Origin of the sequence: Arthrobacter sp. AFG7.2 (assembly GCF_002892835.1) — a bacterium.
Classification (GTDB): domain Bacteria; phylum Actinomycetota; class Actinomycetes; order Actinomycetales; family Micrococcaceae; genus Arthrobacter.
The window spans coordinates 574,018-589,074 of sequence record NZ_PJMB01000001.1; the positions used below are offsets into that span (position 1 = coordinate 574,018).

Below are 15,057 nucleotides of genomic sequence, written 5' to 3' on the forward strand. Positions count from 1 at the left end.
GCGGCCTTCCCCAGCCCATGTCCATGGGAGCCGGCTCCCCGGCGGGACTCACGAAAGCCGGACGACGGCCTGCGCTTTCATCAGGACCTTCTGGCCGGCAGCCATCACAGTGAGATCAACACGCGCGGTGTTCGCCTCGGCATCGAGCTTTCCAATGATGCCGCTGACCTCGATCGTGGCCCCGGCTTCCGGCGTTCCGGTGGTGTCGGCGACCAGGACGGGTTTGGTGAAGCGGGTCTGGAAGTCGACGACGGCGGCCGGATCGCCTGCCCAATCCGTCACCAGCTGAACGGCGGAGCCCATGGTGAACATACCGTGGGCGATAACACCCGGCAGTTCCACACTGGTGGCAAACGCCTCATTCCAGTGAATAGGATTGAAGTCACCGGAGGCACCGGCATACTTGACCAGGTCGGTGCGGGTGACCTCGATAGTGCGGCTGCCGATCTCCTGGCCGGCGCTGAGGTCGTGGATGTTGAGGCTCATGATTACTGTCCCTCTCCGCGAACCAGGATGGATGACGTAGTGGTGGTGACCGGCTCGCGCGAATCGTCTGCGCCGAGAGCAAAGATTTCTGAGCGGGTGGTGATCATCGCCCCGCCGCCCATGGCGCGCACGCCGTCCACGTGGAGTTCAGCGACGAGGCGGTCGCCGGCAAGGATGGGCCGGTGGTGGGTGAAACGCTGGTCGGCGTGGACCACCCGGGAGAAGTCGATGCCGGCTTCCGGATCCTCGATGAGCTGGGCGTCGGCCCGCTGGGCGATGATGATCGCGAACGTCGGCGGAGCCACAAGGTCGGCATGGCCCAGGGCCGAGGCCGCCTCGACGTCAAAGTGGGCAGGATGGGCAGCTTTCACGGCCCGTGCGAACTCGCGGATTTTCTCACGGCCAACGTCGTACACCTCTGCGGCAGGGTAGCTTCGGCCTTGCAGGTCCGGATTGATAGTCATGGCATCCAGCCTATCCTTGCCCTGCTTCCCGGGAGGTCTTGTACACGCTTGATATGATGGATTCATCATTTCATCAACCCGAGCAGGAGCATCCCCATGCTGTCTTCCGCCCAGGCTCCGCTGTACGAGATCAAGGCCAACCTCTTCAAAGGACTCGCGCACCCGGCAAGAATCCGGATCCTGGAGCTCCTGGCTGCAGCTCCGCAGGAGACTGCCGCGGTGAGCTACCTGCTGGCCGAAACCGGACTTGAGGCCTCGCACCTCTCCCAGCACCTGGCCACTTTGCGGAAGCACAAAGTGGTGACCTCAGTACGCACTGCCAATGCTGTGACATACCAGCTGGCACATCCCGGGATTTCCGAGCTCCTTGCCATCGCGCGGACCTTCCTCCTGGACAGCCTTGCCGGCTCGAACGAACAGCTCCGGCTGGCGCAGCAGCTGCCGGCCAGGCACCTGGCCGGCGGGGACATCCCGTGAGCACAGGCCACGGTACGGGCACCCGTAAAGCCACCGGAAAGTCCGGCCGGTTCCTGCCTGCCCGGCAGGACTATGCCGGCCTCCGCAAAACCTGGCGGACCGACCTGCTGGCCGGAATCACCGTGGGCATCGTGGCGTTGCCGCTTGCCCTCGCCTTCGGCGTGAGTTCGGGAGTGGGGGCCGAAGCCGGACTCATCACGGCGATCGTCGCCGGCCTGGTGGCAGCCGTCATGGGCGGCTCCCCCGTACAGGTCTCCGGCCCCACCGGCGCCATGGTGGTTGTCCTCGCGCCGGTGGTGGCAGTCCACGGCCCGGCCAGTGTAGCTCCACTCTCACTAATGGCCGGCCTGCTGGTCTGCGTCCTGGGGTTCAGCGGACTGGGGCGGGCGGTCGCCTTCATCCCCTGGCCGGTGGTGGAAGGCTTCACCCTTGGAATTGCCGCCATCATCTTCCTCCAGCAGGTCCCGCTGGCCACCGGCACCTCCGGCGTCCCGGGGCACAACACGCTTGTTGCCGCTGTCGAGGCCGCTTCGGGCGCGCAGGTTCCCACGGTAGTGCTGACGCTCGCGCTCGTGGTGGGCGTCGCCGTCGTAATGGTCCTGGTGCAGAAGCTGTTCCGGGCCCTGCCGGCCAGCCTGCTCGCGGTTCTCCTCGCCACAGCTGCAGCCGAACTGTTTGAGTTGGAGATCCCGAGGATCGGGCCGCTGCCGCACTCCCTTCCGGCACCGGCAGTGCCCGCCTTTGATGTGGCTTCACTGGGCAGCCTGGCAATGCCTGCGGTGGCCATCGCCTGCCTCGCTGCCATTGAGTCCTTGCTCTCAGCCCGGGTTGCCGCGGGAATGACCGGGCCGGACGGCACCCCTACTGGGCCGTACAGCCCGGACCGGGAACTAACCGGCCAGGGCCTGGCGTCGATCGCTGCCGGGCTGTTCGGCGGGATGCCGGCCACCGGCGCCATCGCACGTACCGCCGTCAACGTCCGCTCAGGGGCGAAAACGCGCCTTGCGGCCGTGGTCCATGCCCTGGTGCTGCTGGCGATTGTCTACCTTGCCGCGGGGATGGTCAGCCGCATTCCCTTGGCTGCCCTGGGCGGTGTCCTGATGGTCACTGCGGCGCGGATGGTGTCCGTTCGAACCGCCATGGCCATTCTCCGCTCCACCAGGTCCGACGCCACTGTCTTTGTCCTGACGGCAATCATCACAGTGGCCTTCGACCTGATCGTCGCCATCCAGATAGGGCTTGCCGCGGCCGCACTCTTCGCCCTGCGTACGTTTGCTTCGCTCAGCAGCGTGCAGCGCGAGGAGATTCCCGGGCCGCACACCGAGGGTGATGAGCACATCGCGGTCCTCCGGCTGGACGGCGCCATGTTCTTTGGTGCCGCCGAACGGATCCTCCAGGAGATCAGCCAGGTCAAGGACGTCCAGGTGGCCATTATCAGGCTGTCCCAGCTGCGGATGCTCGACGCCACCGGAGCGCATGCACTGGTGGAGGTGGTCTCAGCCCTGGAGCTGCGGGGCATCACCGTTTTGCTCAAGGGAGTCCGGCCGGACCACCTTGGCCTGGTCACAAATGTTGGGGTGATCCGTTCACTGCGGCACCACAAGCACCTTTTCGAGGACCTGGCCGATGCCGTGGAGCATGCCCGCAGCCACGTCCGGCGGAATGCCGCCTACCGCTTGTAGCTTTTCCGGATTGCCTGGCCACGGACCACGATGCCCGCGATGTGCAGGACAAGGCCCAGGCCGATCAGCGGGAGCGAGGCGGTGGCAAGGCCGGCGTTGCCCGTGGTGTTGCCCACCAGGTTCAAGATGATGCCGACGGCGATGAGTCCCATCGCGCTGAAGACCAGGACTTTGTAGCGTGTTGGCGCGGTGGCCCAGAATTCGTTCAGCACCCTGAAAGTCTACCGGGCAACCTTAGAACAGCGACTCCTGCACAGCCGGAACCTCACTGGAATGCTCACCCAGTTCGACGGTCCGGCCTTTGAGCTGGCCGAGGTCCACCACGAACTCCAGGTCGGAGTGGTCAAGCCTGACAAGCACGAAGCTTCCGCAGGCGGACCGGATGGTGAAGCCGTGGGAGCCGGAGGCCAGCCCGTGGGGGTAGGCGTGCCGGGCCGTGGCGGTGCACAGCCGGGCTGCCAGCCGGGGCCGGTTCCAGCCTTCGTGCACTATCTCGAAACCGTCCTCGGCCGCGGTGGACAGGATGCGCCGGGCATCGGCGGCCAGTTCCGCGTTACGTGCCGTGATCCGGCCGGCCGGTGCCGGGGCTGCCAGTGCCGCCGCCTTGGCGGCGGCACGCACCTGCTGCGGAAGCCCGCCGTCGCGCGTCACCAGGTCTTCGAGGACCCGCACGACCCGCCCGTCCCCGGCACGCGCCACGTAGCTGGCAGCCACGGCGCCCTGCTCGGCGAGCCGCTGCCACTTTCGAAGGTCCGACGCTGTTCCCACCTTGCTCACCCCGCTGGCGAAGGTGGCCACGTAAAGCCAGTGCTGCTGCATCAGGTAGCTGCGCAGGCCGGGCGGAACACCGCCGCCCCGGTGGAAGTCGTGCATCAGCCGGAAGTCGTCCGCCACGAAGCACCGCTCGCATTGGTGTCCCCGCACTGCCGGAGCGTGACCGACACACAGCACATGGTCCCGATGGGCGGGGCCGTGCACCCGGTGGTGGCCCAGGCAGGACTTGCCCTCGGCGGCGAGCCGGAAACCCAGGCGGGTGCCGTCGTCGAGCGTTGTTTCCAGGAAGGTGCCGTCCGGAGCCTGCAGCCGCAGCACCGGCGCTGTGGCCGGCGGCGCAGGCCAAAAGACCCCGTGGACCAGATAGTGCGTATCGGTCACGGGGTCTCCTGAAGCGAAAAGTGCGGGCACTACAGCGCGGGCTGCACCCCAAAGGCTACCGCGAGCTTCATGATCTTTTCCGCGCGGCCCAGGCGGGGAAGGTCGGAGCCGTCGCGGATAACGCGGCCGTTGGCTTCGAAGTCAGCCATGAAATCCGTGGCCCAGGCGACGTCTGACGGGGTGGGGCTGATGACCTCGTTGATGACGGGGGTCTGGTCAATGGCCAGGCAGAGCTTGCCGGTCATGCCCATCATCACCGTGATGCCGGTCTGTTCGCGAAGGATGGGATGGTTCGTGCCAACAGTGGGACCGTCGATGGGGCCCGGGAGGTTGCCCACGCGGCTGGCGACCACGAGCTTGGCGCGCGGGTAGGCCATGGCTTCCGGGGTGGCGGCCATGCCGGTGTCGCGGCGGAAGTCGCCGGAGCCGAAGGCCAGGCGGAAGGCGCCCTGGGCCTTGGCGATCTGGTTGGCTTCCTCGATCCCGAGGGCTGATTCCACCAGCGGGATGACAGGGGTCTTGCCGTCCATGCGGTGGAAACTCTCGGTTACCTGGTCCGCGGATTCGGTCTTGGCGAGCATGACGCCCAGCAGGCCCGGGGTGCCGCGAAGACCGGCCAGGTCATCAGCCCAGAACGCGCTGGTGGCGTCGTTGATCCGGACCCAGGCTTTGCCGCCGGCAGTCAGCCAATCCACCACGTTGCCCCGTGCCTGGTCCTTCTGCGAGGGATCCACGGCATCTTCAATATCCAGGATGATCGAGTCGGCCCGGGACACTGCCGACTGGTCGAAAAGCTCCGTCTTCATGGCGTTAACGAGGAGCCATGAGCGGGCGATCTCTGCTGGGATATTGCGTTCCGGCCTTACGGTCTCGGTGGCGATGGTAGACGTCATGTATCTACCGTATCCGCCCGGCAAGGGGCTTGGCGCAGAAAACGTCCAGCTTGTGAGGTTCAATACGAACTAAACGCGATATGACTGCAGCCGGCCCGCGATGCAGGTGGCAGCGGGCGCCGTTCCAGCCTGCGAAACGGCACCCGCCACCACTTGATGGGGATGGGTCAGGGGATGTTGCTGCCTCGGGCCGTCACCCAGAGCCTGTACCAGTCCGCGCGTGACATGGTTTGGGCCACGCGGCCGGCGTCTGCACAGGCACGGATCCGGCCGGGGTTGACGGTCCCGATCACCGGGGCGATGCCCGCCGGGTGCTTCATCAGCCACCCCAGCAGGACCGACTCCCCTGTGCTGCCGTAGGCCGCGGCCAGTTCCGCCACGAGTTCCGCTGTGGCAGCCTCGGCGGACGTGGGGCTGTCCGCTTCCGCGCCCGTGTACAGGCCTTTGGCGAGTGAGCCGTACGCCTGCAGTGTGATGGAGTTGCGGACGCAGTACTCGAGCGTGCCGTGCGGGAAGCTGTAGTCCAGGTGCCCGGCGTGGTTGACCAGCACCTGGCTTTCCAGCCACGCCCGCTTGAGCAGGCTCATTTCCAGCTGGTTCGCCACCACCGGGGTTTCCAGCCGGTCCTGCAGCGCCTCGATCTGCGCACCGGACATGTTGGACACGCCGAGCTGCCGGACCTTGCCTTCTGCCATCAGCTGCCCGACGGCGGCGGCCACCTCCGCAGGGTCGGCGAGGGGGTCGGGGCGGTGCAGCAGGAGGATGTCCACATAGTCGGTGCGGAGCCGTTTCAGGCTTTCGTTGACGCGCTCGAGGATGGCTTCGCGGCTGAGGTCGTAGTGAGTCTGCAGGCCCCGTTCATTGAGCCGGATGCCGCACTTGGTCTGCAGCCGGATCCGGTCCCGAAGCCCCGGCGTGGCTGCCAGCACCTCGCCGAAGACAGCCTCCGACTTGCCGTTGCGGTAGATGTCAGCGTGGTCAAACAGGGTGATGCCTGCCGCCAGGGCTGCCTCGACGGCGCCAGCGGCCTGGTCCACATGCTCACCTGCATGCGGTTCGTCGGACCAACTGCCGCCCAGGCCCATGCACCCGTAGATGAGTTCCTGCATCAGTGGACCCGGCTTCCGCCGGCTTCCCGCATCAGCGCAGCCACGCGGTGGTGTTGGCGGACAGCTTGCCGTCCTTGAGGGGGGCGCTGCTGACCAGCACCTTCCCGGCGGGAAGGTCGACGGCGGTGTCCCCGAAGTTGGTGACTGACTGCCATCCGTTGGGGCGGCGGAAGTGCAGGACGTCCTGTGCACCTGTTTCGACCCATTCCAGTTCCTCGTCGGTCATCAGTTCGCGGCGGAGCTTCAGGGCCTTCCGGTACAGCTCCAAGGTGGAGCCGTCCGTCCCGTTCTGCGCCTCGACGGCGTACTTGCTGAACCAGTCCGGCTGCGGCAGGTGCGCGCCGCCGTCGCCGAAGCCGAAGGAGGTTCCCTCCACCTTCCAAGGCAGCGGGACGCGGCAGCCGTCCCGGCCGATCTCCACGCCCTTGTTGCGGAAGAAGGAGGGGTCCTGCCGCTCGGACTCCGGGATGTCCGCCACTTCCTGGAGGCCCAGCTCCTCGCCCTGGTACAGGTAGGCGGAGCCCGGCACGGCGAGCATCAGCAGTGTGGCGGCACGGGCACGGCGTTCACCGAGCTCCACGTCCAGTTCCTCCTTGGGGCCGCCGGCCAGCAGCCACTCCTTGCCGTCCTGGCCCTTTGTGCCTGCTTTGCCCTTGGAAACCTGGGGCAGGCCGTAGCGGGTGGCATGGCGCACCACGTCATGGTTCGAGAAAACCCACGTGGAGGAAGCTCCCGTTGCAGCAGCCTCAGCAAGGTTGCGGGTGATGATCTCCCTGTACTCGGCGGCATCAAAGTCGGCCTGCAGCAGGTCGAAGTTGAAGGCCTGGCCCAGCCCCTGCGGGCTGGCGTAGCGGGCGCGGCGGGTGGCGTGGACCCAGGCTTCCGCAACGGCGGTGCGCGGCGGGTTGTATTCGTTGAACACCTCGCGCCACTCGGCATAGATCTCGTGGACTTCGTCGCGGTCCCAGAAGGGGTGGGTGCCGTCGTCGAACCCGTCCGTGCCCGTGTTCGCTGCGCTGAGTTCCAGCTTGGACAGCAGCGGCTCGGTAAGGTCCTTGGTGAGGGCGTGGGCCACGTCCACGCGGAACCCGTCAACGCCCCGGTCCGACCAGAAGCGCAGGGTCTTCAGGAAGTCCTCGCGGATTTCGCGGTTGGACCAGTTCAGGTCCGGCTGCTCCTTGGCGAAGATGTGCATGTACCACTGGCCAGGGGTGCCGTCCGGTTCGGTAATGCGCTCCCAGGCGGGGCCGCCGAAGACGGAGTCCCAGTCCGACGGCGGGAACTCGCCATTGGGGCCCTTGCCGTCACGGAAGATGTAGCGGTCGCGGGCCGGGGAATCCTTGGGCGAGGCGAGGGCTTCCTTGAACCACTCGTGCCGGTCCGAGGAGTGGTTGGGCACGATATCCGCAATCAGCTTGATGCCGGCCTCATGCAGGGCTGCGGCCATCTCGTCAAAGTCCTCCAGGGTGCCCAGTTTCGGGTCGACGTCCCGGTAATCGTCCACGTCATAGCCGCCGTCTGCGAGCGCCGAAGGATAGAACGGGCTCAGCCAGACGGCGTCGATCCCCAGCGACTTCAAGTACGGGACCTTGGCGGTGATGCCTTTCAGGTCACCGATGCCGTCACCGTTGGAGTCCGCGAAGCTGCGCGGATAGATCTGGTAGACAGCGGCCTGGCGCCACCAGTTCGGATCGGCCAGACGGTCGGAATCGGACAGGGTTGCCAAGGTGGCGGTGGTGGACAAGGGATGTTCCTTTTCTTCTTGTCGACTACATTTATTTTGAACCTAAATTTAGTTGCCCCAACATTATCTGGTGCGGCGAGCAGAAAGGTCAACAGCACGCCTGAATGTCCGCCTGGAACGCCTGGGACTGGATGTCGGCTACGCGAAAGGGACAGTGGTGGTCGCGGGTGTGCAGGCGCCACAGCGGGAAGGCTGAGCCGGCCCGGCCTGGCCGCTACGGCTGCAGCGCTGCGGCGATAGGCAGGGTGCCGTCGCAGAACTCGATGGTCTTGCCGGCGGTTTCCGGCAGGTCCAGCACTGCCGCGGCAACAATGGCGGTGTTGCTCCGGGAAGTTTCCCGGCTTCCCTCCGGTGAGGGGTCGACGTCGATCAACCCGCTGCCCGGTTTGTCCGTCAACGCCCCTGGACCCAGGATGGTCCAGGCCAGGTTACTGCCGCGAAGATAGTCGTCGGCTGCGGCCTTTGCCTCGGCGTAGGCAAAGAAGCCGTTGTCCTCCGGCACGCCATGGTCCTTGCCCGCACCAAGGTAGGACACCATAACGTAGCGCTGTACCCCTGCCTGAACGGCGGCATCCATCGAGCGGATGGCGGCGTCCCGGTCCACTGCGTACGTGCGTTCCGGGTTTCCGCCGCCTGCCCCGGCGGACCAGACCACAGCGTCGTGGTCCTTCAACACACCGGCGATTTCCGCCGTCGTCGCATTTTCCACGTCGAGGACCGACGGCGTTGCGCCGGTTCCTGCGACGTCGTCAGCATGGTCAGGGTTGCGGATGAACGAGGTGACGCTGTGGCCCTCGTCGGCGAGGAGGCTGGACAGGTGAAGGGCCACTTTGCCGTGGCCGCCAATGATTGCGATTCGGGTCATGGCCCTATTCTGCTCCCCCGGCCCGACAAAGCCACACCACGGGCGCGCCGTCCACTGACGGGATCAGTCGAGGATGCGGTATCGGAGGTACATCACGCCGTTGCGGAACCTGCGCTCGTCGAGGAGATCCAGTCGCAAGCCCAGCCCATCGGGAAGGAAGCGCAGTCCGCCTCCCACCGCCACGGGGTTGAGGAAGATCCGGCATTCATCGACCAGCCCTGCCCTCAGGGCCGCACCGGCGAGGGTCGCTCCACCGATGCCGATGCTGGCGGTGGCGTTCTCCTTCAATTGCCTGACGGCGACGGGATCGAAGGAGCGCTGAAGTGTTGTCCGGGCCGCTGGCGGTGCCTCCAAGCTTCCGGAATAGACAATCTTGTCGGCTGCCCGCCAGATCCGGCCGTAGTCCTGGATGACCGGCGGATCGGCCGCACTGCCCAGCGTTTCCCACGCCTGCATGACCTCGTACATACGCCGCCCCAGCAGGTAAGTTCCGACGTCGCGTTCCGTGTCATTGACGAAGGCATGGACTTCTTCGTCCGGAGCGCTCCAGTCGAAGTTGCCGTTCCGGTCCGCAACGTAACCGTCAAGGGACGTGATGCCGGTGTAGATGAGCTCAGCCATGGGCCCATTCTGCCTGTGGCGCCGGCCGTTTGGCGCTGTTTTGTGATTCCGTGGAAGGCTTCATGAAGGCCGGGTTCCTCGCCGGCTACCTGCGATGAACTGCTGGACCAGGGTCCACAGGTTCGTGACTGTCCAATAGACCAGGACGCCGATGGGGAAATAGATGCCTCCTGCGCCAAACAGAAGCGGCAGGGCATACAGCAGCGTCTTTTGCTGCCGCAGGAATGGCGTATCCGGGGCACCGGGGTTGGCAGTCCGGGCCATAATCCGCTTCTGCGTCACCAGTTGGGCGGCGGTCATCGCCAGGATCATCATTACGCTCAGCACGACGACGGACACCTGGCTTCCGGCGCCGCCATGCAGCACGGACGACGTCAGCGGGGCCTCAAAGATGGCGGCCTGGTCAAACTGCACCACCTGGTCATGGCTCATGGCGCCGATCCCCTGCCCCTGGCGGGCGTGCGTGCTGATTCCTGAGAGGACCTGGAAGACGGCCAGGAAAAACGGCACCTGGATCAGCAGGGGCAGGCATGCCGAGAAGGGGTTGGTCCCGTGCTTCCGGTACAGGGCCATCTGTTCCTGCGCCATCGCCTGCCGGGAAGACTGGTCCGGTTTGCCCTTGTACTTCTCCTGCAGCTCCTGCAGCTCAGGATGAAGGAGTCGCATCCGGTCCTGCGCATCAAGCTGTTTCAGGAACACGGGGATCAGCGCCGCCCGGATGAGCACTACCAGTCCAATGAGGGCGAGGGTCCACGTCCAACCGCTCGCGGCCGGCATCCCGACAGCGGTGAGGGCTTCATGAAAGCCCACCATGATGACTGACACCAGCCACTGGAACGGAGCCATGGCGGCCTCCAGAACATCCATGCCATCCCCCCAACGTCAATGCCGCAAAGCTACGGCGGAATGCCGGACTTGTCACGCGCAGGAGTGCGGCCCTGCTAAAGAACACTGGCCGGGTCAGGGAGGTTAACAGGAAAACCCCCGGAATCTCGGGGATTCCGGGGGCTTAGCCTGTAGCGGTGGGGAGGCTCGATCTCCCGACCTCACGATTATGAGTCGTGCGCTCTAACCAACTGAGCTACACCGCCACGAATGAGAAAAACCTGCGCCAAGCCGGTCAAAACCGCCTTGACACAGGCCCTCATTCAGAGCCCCCCACCGGAATCGATCCGGTGACCTCGTTCTTACCAAGAACGCGCTCTACCACTGAGCTAGGGGGGCAACGAGTAAATACTCTACCGGAAGATTTTCCCACCAACAAATCGGCGCCCTCGCTGGCTCAGGAGCAGCAAACGGCCACCTTCACACCCCTCGTCAACGCGGTTTTCCGCGCCACTGCTGGGAAGTACGGCCATGGGTGCGGCCCGCCCACCAGCTCTGACGACAGGCGCCGCAGCACTGGTACGCATGATGTGTGGCGAGGCCCACATCCGCCGTCGGGCCTTTCACGCGGCTAAACGCCGATGGGCCGGCTCGAAAGCCGGCCCATCAGGGTGAATGTCAGCTAACTGACGGATTTACCACTTGCCCTTGCGGTTGAAGTCGCGCTGGCCGCCCTCGTTGCCGTGGCGGGGCTTGCGTGAGCCGTCGCCGTGGCCGCCGAAGCGGGAGTCGCTGGCCTGGCCGCGGCTGGAGCCGCTGTCAGCACCAAAGGAGGAACGCTCGCTGTATGAACGGCCGCCACGGTCTGCGGAGGACCGCTCGCCGTCGGACTTGCGGAACTCCTTCTTGAACCCGCCGCTGCCCTTGAAGTTGCCGCCACGGTCACCGCCGCGCTCGCCGCCGCGGTTGCCCTGGTAGGAACCGCGGTCGCCGGAGGGCTTGCGGCCGTTGTCCAGCTCAAGGTGGATCAGCTCGCCGCCGATGCGGGTGCGTGACAGCGCACGCAGCTGCTCGGGGCTCAGGTCCGCCGGGAGCTCCACGAGGGAGTGGTCCGAGCGGATATCGATGCCGCCGATCTGGGCCGAGGAGATGCCGCCTTCGTTGGCGATGGCGCCGACGATGGAGCCGGGCATGACACGCTGGCGGCGTCCCACGGCGATCCGGTAGGTGGCGTTGCCCTCGGTCAGCGTACGGGTCGGGCCGCGTGAGCCGAAGCCGTCCTTGGAGCGTTCGCGCTTCTGGAACTCGGGAGCTGCGGGCAGTTCCTTCACCAGCAGCGGCTGGCCGCCCTGCGCCATGACGGCAAGGGCAGCAGCAATCTCCGCAGCGGGAACGTTGTGCTCTTCCTCGTAGGAGGCAATGAGGTCGCGGAACGGTGCCACGTCCTCGGAAGCGAGGGTTTCCGTGATGCGCTCGGCAAACTTGCCCAGGCGCAGCGTGTTGACGGTCTCCGCCGTGGGCAGGTGCATCTGCTCCACCGGCTGGCGGGTGGCCTTCTCGATGGAACGCAGCAGGTACTTCTCCCGCGGCGTCATGAAGAGGATCGCGTCACCGGAACGGCCTGCACGGCCGGTGCGGCCGATGCGGTGCACGTAGGACTCGGTGTCGTGCGGGATGTCGTAGTTGATGACGTGGCTGATGCGCTCCACGTCAAGGCCACGGGCCGCGACGTCGGTGGCCACGAGGATATCGATGCGGCCTTCCTTCAGCGCGTCGACAGTGCGCTCACGCTGCTGCTGCGGGATGTCGCCGTTGATGGCGGCAGCCTGGAAACCGCGGGACTTCAGCTTGTCAGCCAGGTCCTCGGTAGCCATCTTGGTGCGCACGAACGCGATGACGCCGTCGAACTCTTCAACCTCAAGGATGCGGGTCAGGGCATCGAGCTTGTGCGGGCCCATGACCTGCAGGTACCGCTGGCGGGTGTTGGCGCCGGTGGTGGTCTTGGACTTGACGGAGATCTCGGCCGGGTTGTTCAGGTACTGCTTGGACATGCGGCGGATCTGGCTCGGCATGGTGGCGGAGAAAAGCGCCACCTGGCGGTCCGACGGGGTCTGCTGGAAGATCTGCTCAACGTCCTCGGCGAAGCCCATCCGCAGCATCTCGTCAGCCTCGTCCAGCACCAGGTACTGGAGTTCGGACAGGTCCAGGGAACCCTTGGAGATGTGGTCGATCACGCGGCCCGGGGTACCTACAACAACCTGGGCACCGCGGCGGAGGCCGGCGAGCTGGGGGCCGTAGGCGGAGCCGCCGTAAACGGGGAGGACGGTGAAGTCGTCAATGTGCTTGGCGTAGGAGGTGAAGGCCTCGGCAACCTGGAGGGCCAGCTCGCGGGTGGGAGCCAGGACCAGGGCCTGGGTCTTGCGGGAAGGGCCGTTGAGGTCGTGGAGCTCGGCCAGGCGGGACAGTGCCGGTACTGCGAATGCTGCAGTCTTACCGGTGCCGGTCTGGGCGAGGCCCACGACGTCGCGGCCTTCAAGCAGCAGCGGGATGGTTGCTGCCTGGATGGGGGAAGGCTTTTCGTAGCCGACGTCCTGCAGTGCCGCGAGGACACGGCCGTCGATGCCGAGATCGGCGAAGCGTACGCCGTCTTCCTCTTCTTCAATCCTGGCGGCGGGAGCTTCGGGAGCTTCTTCCGTCTTCACTGCGGGAGCGGCGGGAGCTTCGGGAGCTTCTTCCGTCTTCACTGCGGGAGCGGCAGGAGCTTCTTCACGGGCTTCGGCGGGCGCCGTGACGGCCTCGGCTGCGGGGGCAGCGGGCTCGGTGAATTCGATGCTGGCGGCAGCCGAGTCGTTGGTGGCGTCGTTGTGATTTTCGGGCATAGGGAGATATTCCTCATCCATAGGGGGCCAGGCGGCACTACCCGAGGTGAGTGGAGCCGCAGTACGTGTGCCGTGGATGCCGGGCAAACGTTGACCGGCCGGTCACAGAAGTCCGGCGCTTTCGCAATCCCGTGGCAGGACTTCCCGCTGCATCTCTTGGCTGCTATCCCAGCAGTCTGTACAGCGTTTTCTTTAGCCGGCTCTCCCTATGAAAATGCCCGCATCGCTTGTGCGGGCCCCAACACTTGCCAGTCCTGCCTCAAAAATTGGGCAGGAATAAGGGATTTCCGGAGTGGGGGATATTTCAAGTGTAGGGCACGCGCCTGCTGCAGCGGAAATTAAGGGCACGACGGCGGCGGTGAGCTTGCGCACACCGCTTCCTTGCCAACCTTGGAGGCCGGGGCTACCAGTCCAGCTGCCGCTCCAGCGCCTCGAACTTCTGCGTGAACTCCGGCTGCTGCAGCCGAATCTCGCCGTCGGCATCGGCGTCACGCAAGGCCTCCATAGACTCCAGGTCCGGTTCGCTGAACCATTTGCCCACAGTGACCCCGTGCTTCGGGACATACAGGCGGTGGATATGGTCCCCGGCCTGGATGGTGCCGGTCCGGATGACACGGAGGTAGGTGCCCACCCGGCCTTCCTCGGTGAACCTCTTAACGAAGCGCGGCTCCCGCATGCGGCGCTGGAAAGTGGCGCACGGGGTACGCGGGGAGGTGACTTCGACTTCCAGGCTGAGTCCGATCTTCCAGCGTTCACCGATCACTGCCCCGGTGGCATCGATGCCGGCCACCCGGAGGTTCTCGCCGAAGATACCGGGCGGCAGGTCACGCTGCAGTTGCGCTGCCCAGTAGTCCGCGTCCGCCTGGGAGTATGCATACAGGGCCTGGTCGCGTCCGCCGTGGTGTACCCGGTTCGCCTGGATGTCCCCCTGAAGGCCCAGGCGGTGAACTTTGACGGGGCCGTCCGCGGGACGCTTGTCGATAGCGGTCACGCCAATGTTGGAAGTGTCCGGCAGCAGCTGGTGGACGCGGCAGACTGCAAGAACAGAGGCGGTTTCCATGGCACCAGTGTAGGGTCCGCCACCCCTGGCGGGGCGCAACGGCCGGGATGGGGACTTCTCCCCTGTTCCCACCGCCTGCGCTGCTCGCAGCGGGCCCCGGCAGGGACTACGCTGATTTTGAGGATTGCAATTGGGGGTGCAGCGCTGTGCCCAATTCATGTGGACTACTGAGGGGGACGCCATGGACCCGAACCAAGACCCGGAACGCGAGCGGACCGGCGGCAAGCGGCCGGCCGGTGACGGCGGCCGCCCTCCCGGGGATGGCGGCGGCGTCAAGCCCCCGCCCTGGCAGGTACCCAAACCGGAACTGCGGCCTGAGCTCCTGAACGAACCCGTCGCCCCGGTGGACCCGTTTGCGCGGGACCGGGAACGGCAGCTCAATGAGGCCGCAGCCCGGAAGAAGCGCTCCCAGCGGCGCACCGTCGTCGTGGGCCTGGGAGTAACTGCCCTGCTGGCAGGAACCATCACCGCCGTCGTCAGCAGCAACCAGGACGATCCCGAGTTCGCACAGGTCTGTTTCAATGACGAAACCGGCGAGCGCGTGGAGGACACCAACTGCAACAGCTCTGCCGGCAGGGGCGGCGGCATCTACGCCTGGTACTTCTTCTCCCGGGGAGCGTTCGTCCCCGCCATCGGGCAGAACCGTTCAACGGCGCCCAACTACACCAGGACTGTTCCCAGCGGAGCGAAAGCCTCCACCGGGTACAGCACCAAGGGCGGAACTGTAAGCCGGGGCGGCTTTGGCACCAGCGCCAAGAGCGGCACCAGCGGCGGCGGCAGCAAAGTGGGCGGCTGAG

Annotated in this window: 15 protein-coding genes, 2 tRNA genes and 1 pseudogene; 4 read left to right on the top strand and 14 right to left on the bottom strand. The window is 65.9% G+C overall.

The genetic code is table 11. The features are described 5' to 3' along the window. Nucleotides 1-48: 48 nt before the first annotated feature. Together CXX84_RS02720 and CXX84_RS02725 are read right to left on the bottom strand one after the other, a co-directional pair. Nucleotides 49-486, bottom strand: coding sequence for a MaoC family dehydratase (locus CXX84_RS02720; protein ID WP_102975156.1), 438 nt, complete (start codon nucleotides 484-486; stop codon nucleotides 49-51). A 2-nt stretch (nucleotides 487-488) separates the two neighbouring features. After that, nucleotides 489-950 (bottom strand): MaoC family dehydratase N-terminal domain-containing protein, encoded by a 462-nt coding sequence (locus CXX84_RS02725; protein ID WP_102975157.1) that lies wholly within the window; start codon nucleotides 948-950, stop codon nucleotides 489-491. A 96-nt stretch (nucleotides 951-1,046) separates the two neighbouring features. On the opposite strand from CXX84_RS02725, the gene CXX84_RS02730 reads away from it, so the two are divergent. Continuing rightward, the gene (locus CXX84_RS02730) at nucleotides 1,047-1,427 is read left to right on the top strand and encodes an ArsR/SmtB family transcription factor (RefSeq protein WP_102975158.1); all 381 of its coding nucleotides are present in this window, start codon (nucleotides 1,047-1,049) and stop codon (nucleotides 1,425-1,427) included. After that, the gene (locus tag CXX84_RS02735; protein ID WP_102975159.1) at nucleotides 1,424-3,109 is read left to right on the top strand and encodes a SulP family inorganic anion transporter; all 1,686 of its coding nucleotides are present in this window, start codon (nucleotides 1,424-1,426) and stop codon (nucleotides 3,107-3,109) included. The genes CXX84_RS02730 and CXX84_RS02735 overlap by 4 nt, the downstream gene beginning before the upstream one ends. Here the strand turns inward: CXX84_RS02735 and CXX84_RS02740 are convergent. From CXX84_RS02740 to CXX84_RS02760, 5 genes are all read right to left on the bottom strand, one after another. After that, a complete protein-coding gene (locus CXX84_RS02740) occupies nucleotides 3,097-3,321 on the bottom strand; it encodes a DUF3188 domain-containing protein (protein ID WP_102975160.1) in 225 nt (74 codons plus the stop codon). The genes CXX84_RS02735 and CXX84_RS02740 overlap by 13 nt on opposite strands. 22 nt (nucleotides 3,322-3,343) lie before the next feature. Beyond that, nucleotides 3,344-4,264 (bottom strand): DUF2797 domain-containing protein, encoded by a 921-nt coding sequence (locus tag CXX84_RS02745; RefSeq protein WP_102975161.1) that lies wholly within the window; start codon nucleotides 4,262-4,264, stop codon nucleotides 3,344-3,346. Nucleotides 4,265-4,293: 29 nt separating this feature from the next. Continuing rightward, on the bottom strand, nucleotides 4,294-5,157 hold the full coding sequence (locus tag CXX84_RS02750; RefSeq protein ID WP_102975162.1) for an HpcH/HpaI aldolase/citrate lyase family protein: 864 nt from the start codon (nucleotides 5,155-5,157) through the stop codon (nucleotides 4,294-4,296). 167 nt (nucleotides 5,158-5,324) lie between these two features. Next, entirely contained in the window at nucleotides 5,325-6,266 is a 942-nt protein-coding gene (locus CXX84_RS02755) for an aldo/keto reductase family oxidoreductase (protein ID WP_102975163.1), read from the bottom strand. A 31-nt stretch (nucleotides 6,267-6,297) separates the two neighbouring features. Then, a complete protein-coding gene (locus CXX84_RS02760; RefSeq protein WP_102975164.1) occupies nucleotides 6,298-8,010 on the bottom strand; it encodes a glycoside hydrolase family 13 protein in 1,713 nt (570 codons plus the stop codon). A gap of 70 nt (nucleotides 8,011-8,080) precedes the next feature. Here CXX84_RS02760 and CXX84_RS19405 point away from each other — a divergent pair, with 70 nt between their 5' ends. After that, nucleotides 8,081-8,206, top strand: a complete 126-nt coding sequence (locus CXX84_RS19405) for a hypothetical protein (protein ID WP_262982117.1) — start codon at nucleotides 8,081-8,083, stop codon at nucleotides 8,204-8,206. 18 nt (nucleotides 8,207-8,224) lie between these two features. Here CXX84_RS19405 and CXX84_RS02765 read toward each other — a convergent pair whose 3' ends face one another. From CXX84_RS02765 to CXX84_RS02795, 7 genes and pseudogenes are all read right to left on the bottom strand, one after another. Beyond that, nucleotides 8,225-8,875: an SDR family oxidoreductase gene (locus CXX84_RS02765; protein WP_102975165.1), complete on the bottom strand. Its 651-nt coding sequence runs from the start codon at nucleotides 8,873-8,875 to the stop codon at nucleotides 8,225-8,227. A gap of 63 nt (nucleotides 8,876-8,938) precedes the next feature. After that, nucleotides 8,939-9,496, bottom strand: a complete 558-nt coding sequence (locus CXX84_RS02770; RefSeq protein ID WP_102975166.1) for a dihydrofolate reductase family protein — start codon at nucleotides 9,494-9,496, stop codon at nucleotides 8,939-8,941. Between the two features lie 72 nt (nucleotides 9,497-9,568). Further along, a pseudogene (gene yidC / locus CXX84_RS02775) lies at nucleotides 9,569-10,363 on the bottom strand (membrane protein insertase YidC); the annotation flags it as partial. A gap of 150 nt (nucleotides 10,364-10,513) precedes the next feature. Next, nucleotides 10,514-10,587: transfer RNA gene (locus tag CXX84_RS02780), tRNA-Met, on the bottom strand. A 61-nt stretch (nucleotides 10,588-10,648) separates the two neighbouring features. Then, nucleotides 10,649-10,720: transfer RNA gene (locus CXX84_RS02785), tRNA-Thr, on the bottom strand. Nucleotides 10,721-11,016: 296 nt separating this feature from the next. Beyond that, the gene (locus CXX84_RS02790) at nucleotides 11,017-13,200 is read right to left on the bottom strand and encodes a DEAD/DEAH box helicase (protein WP_102975168.1); all 2,184 of its coding nucleotides are present in this window, start codon (nucleotides 13,198-13,200) and stop codon (nucleotides 11,017-11,019) included. Nucleotides 13,201-13,603: 403 nt separating this feature from the next. Then, nucleotides 13,604-14,260: an MOSC domain-containing protein gene (locus tag CXX84_RS02795; RefSeq protein WP_102975169.1), complete on the bottom strand. Its 657-nt coding sequence runs from the start codon at nucleotides 14,258-14,260 to the stop codon at nucleotides 13,604-13,606. Between the two features lie 181 nt (nucleotides 14,261-14,441). Here CXX84_RS02795 and CXX84_RS02800 point away from each other — a divergent pair, with 181 nt between their 5' ends. Next, nucleotides 14,442-15,056: a Tat pathway signal protein gene (locus CXX84_RS02800; protein ID WP_102975170.1), complete on the top strand. Its 615-nt coding sequence runs from the start codon at nucleotides 14,442-14,444 to the stop codon at nucleotides 15,054-15,056. Nucleotide 15,057: the final 1 nt, after the last annotated feature.

Excerpts from the sequence above, each read along its gene's own strand:
- CXX84_RS02750 (WP_102975162.1), bottom strand. The coding sequence starts at position 5,157 with ATGACGTCTACCATCGCCACCGAGACCGTAAGGCCGGAACGCAATATC.
- CXX84_RS02730 (WP_102975158.1), top strand. The coding sequence starts at position 1,047 with ATGCTGTCTTCCGCCCAGGCTCCGCTGTACGAGATCAAGGCCAACCTC.
- CXX84_RS02795 (WP_102975169.1), bottom strand. The coding sequence starts at position 14,260 with ATGGAAACCGCCTCTGTTCTTGCAGTCTGCCGCGTCCACCAGCTGCTG.
- CXX84_RS02720 (WP_102975156.1), bottom strand. The coding sequence starts at position 486 with ATGAGCCTCAACATCCACGACCTCAGCGCCGGCCAGGAGATCGGCAGC.
- CXX84_RS02770 (WP_102975166.1), bottom strand. The coding sequence starts at position 9,496 with ATGGCTGAGCTCATCTACACCGGCATCACGTCCCTTGACGGTTACGTT.
- CXX84_RS02725 (WP_102975157.1), bottom strand. The coding sequence starts at position 950 with ATGACTATCAATCCGGACCTGCAAGGCCGAAGCTACCCTGCCGCAGAG.
- CXX84_RS02800 (WP_102975170.1), top strand. The coding sequence starts at position 14,442 with ATGGACCCGAACCAAGACCCGGAACGCGAGCGGACCGGCGGCAAGCGG.
- CXX84_RS02765 (WP_102975165.1), bottom strand. The coding sequence starts at position 8,875 with ATGACCCGAATCGCAATCATTGGCGGCCACGGCAAAGTGGCCCTTCAC.
- CXX84_RS02755 (WP_102975163.1), bottom strand. The coding sequence starts at position 6,266 with ATGCAGGAACTCATCTACGGGTGCATGGGCCTGGGCGGCAGTTGGTCC.
- CXX84_RS02790 (WP_102975168.1), bottom strand. The coding sequence starts at position 13,200 with ATGCCCGAAAATCACAACGACGCCACCAACGACTCGGCTGCCGCCAGC.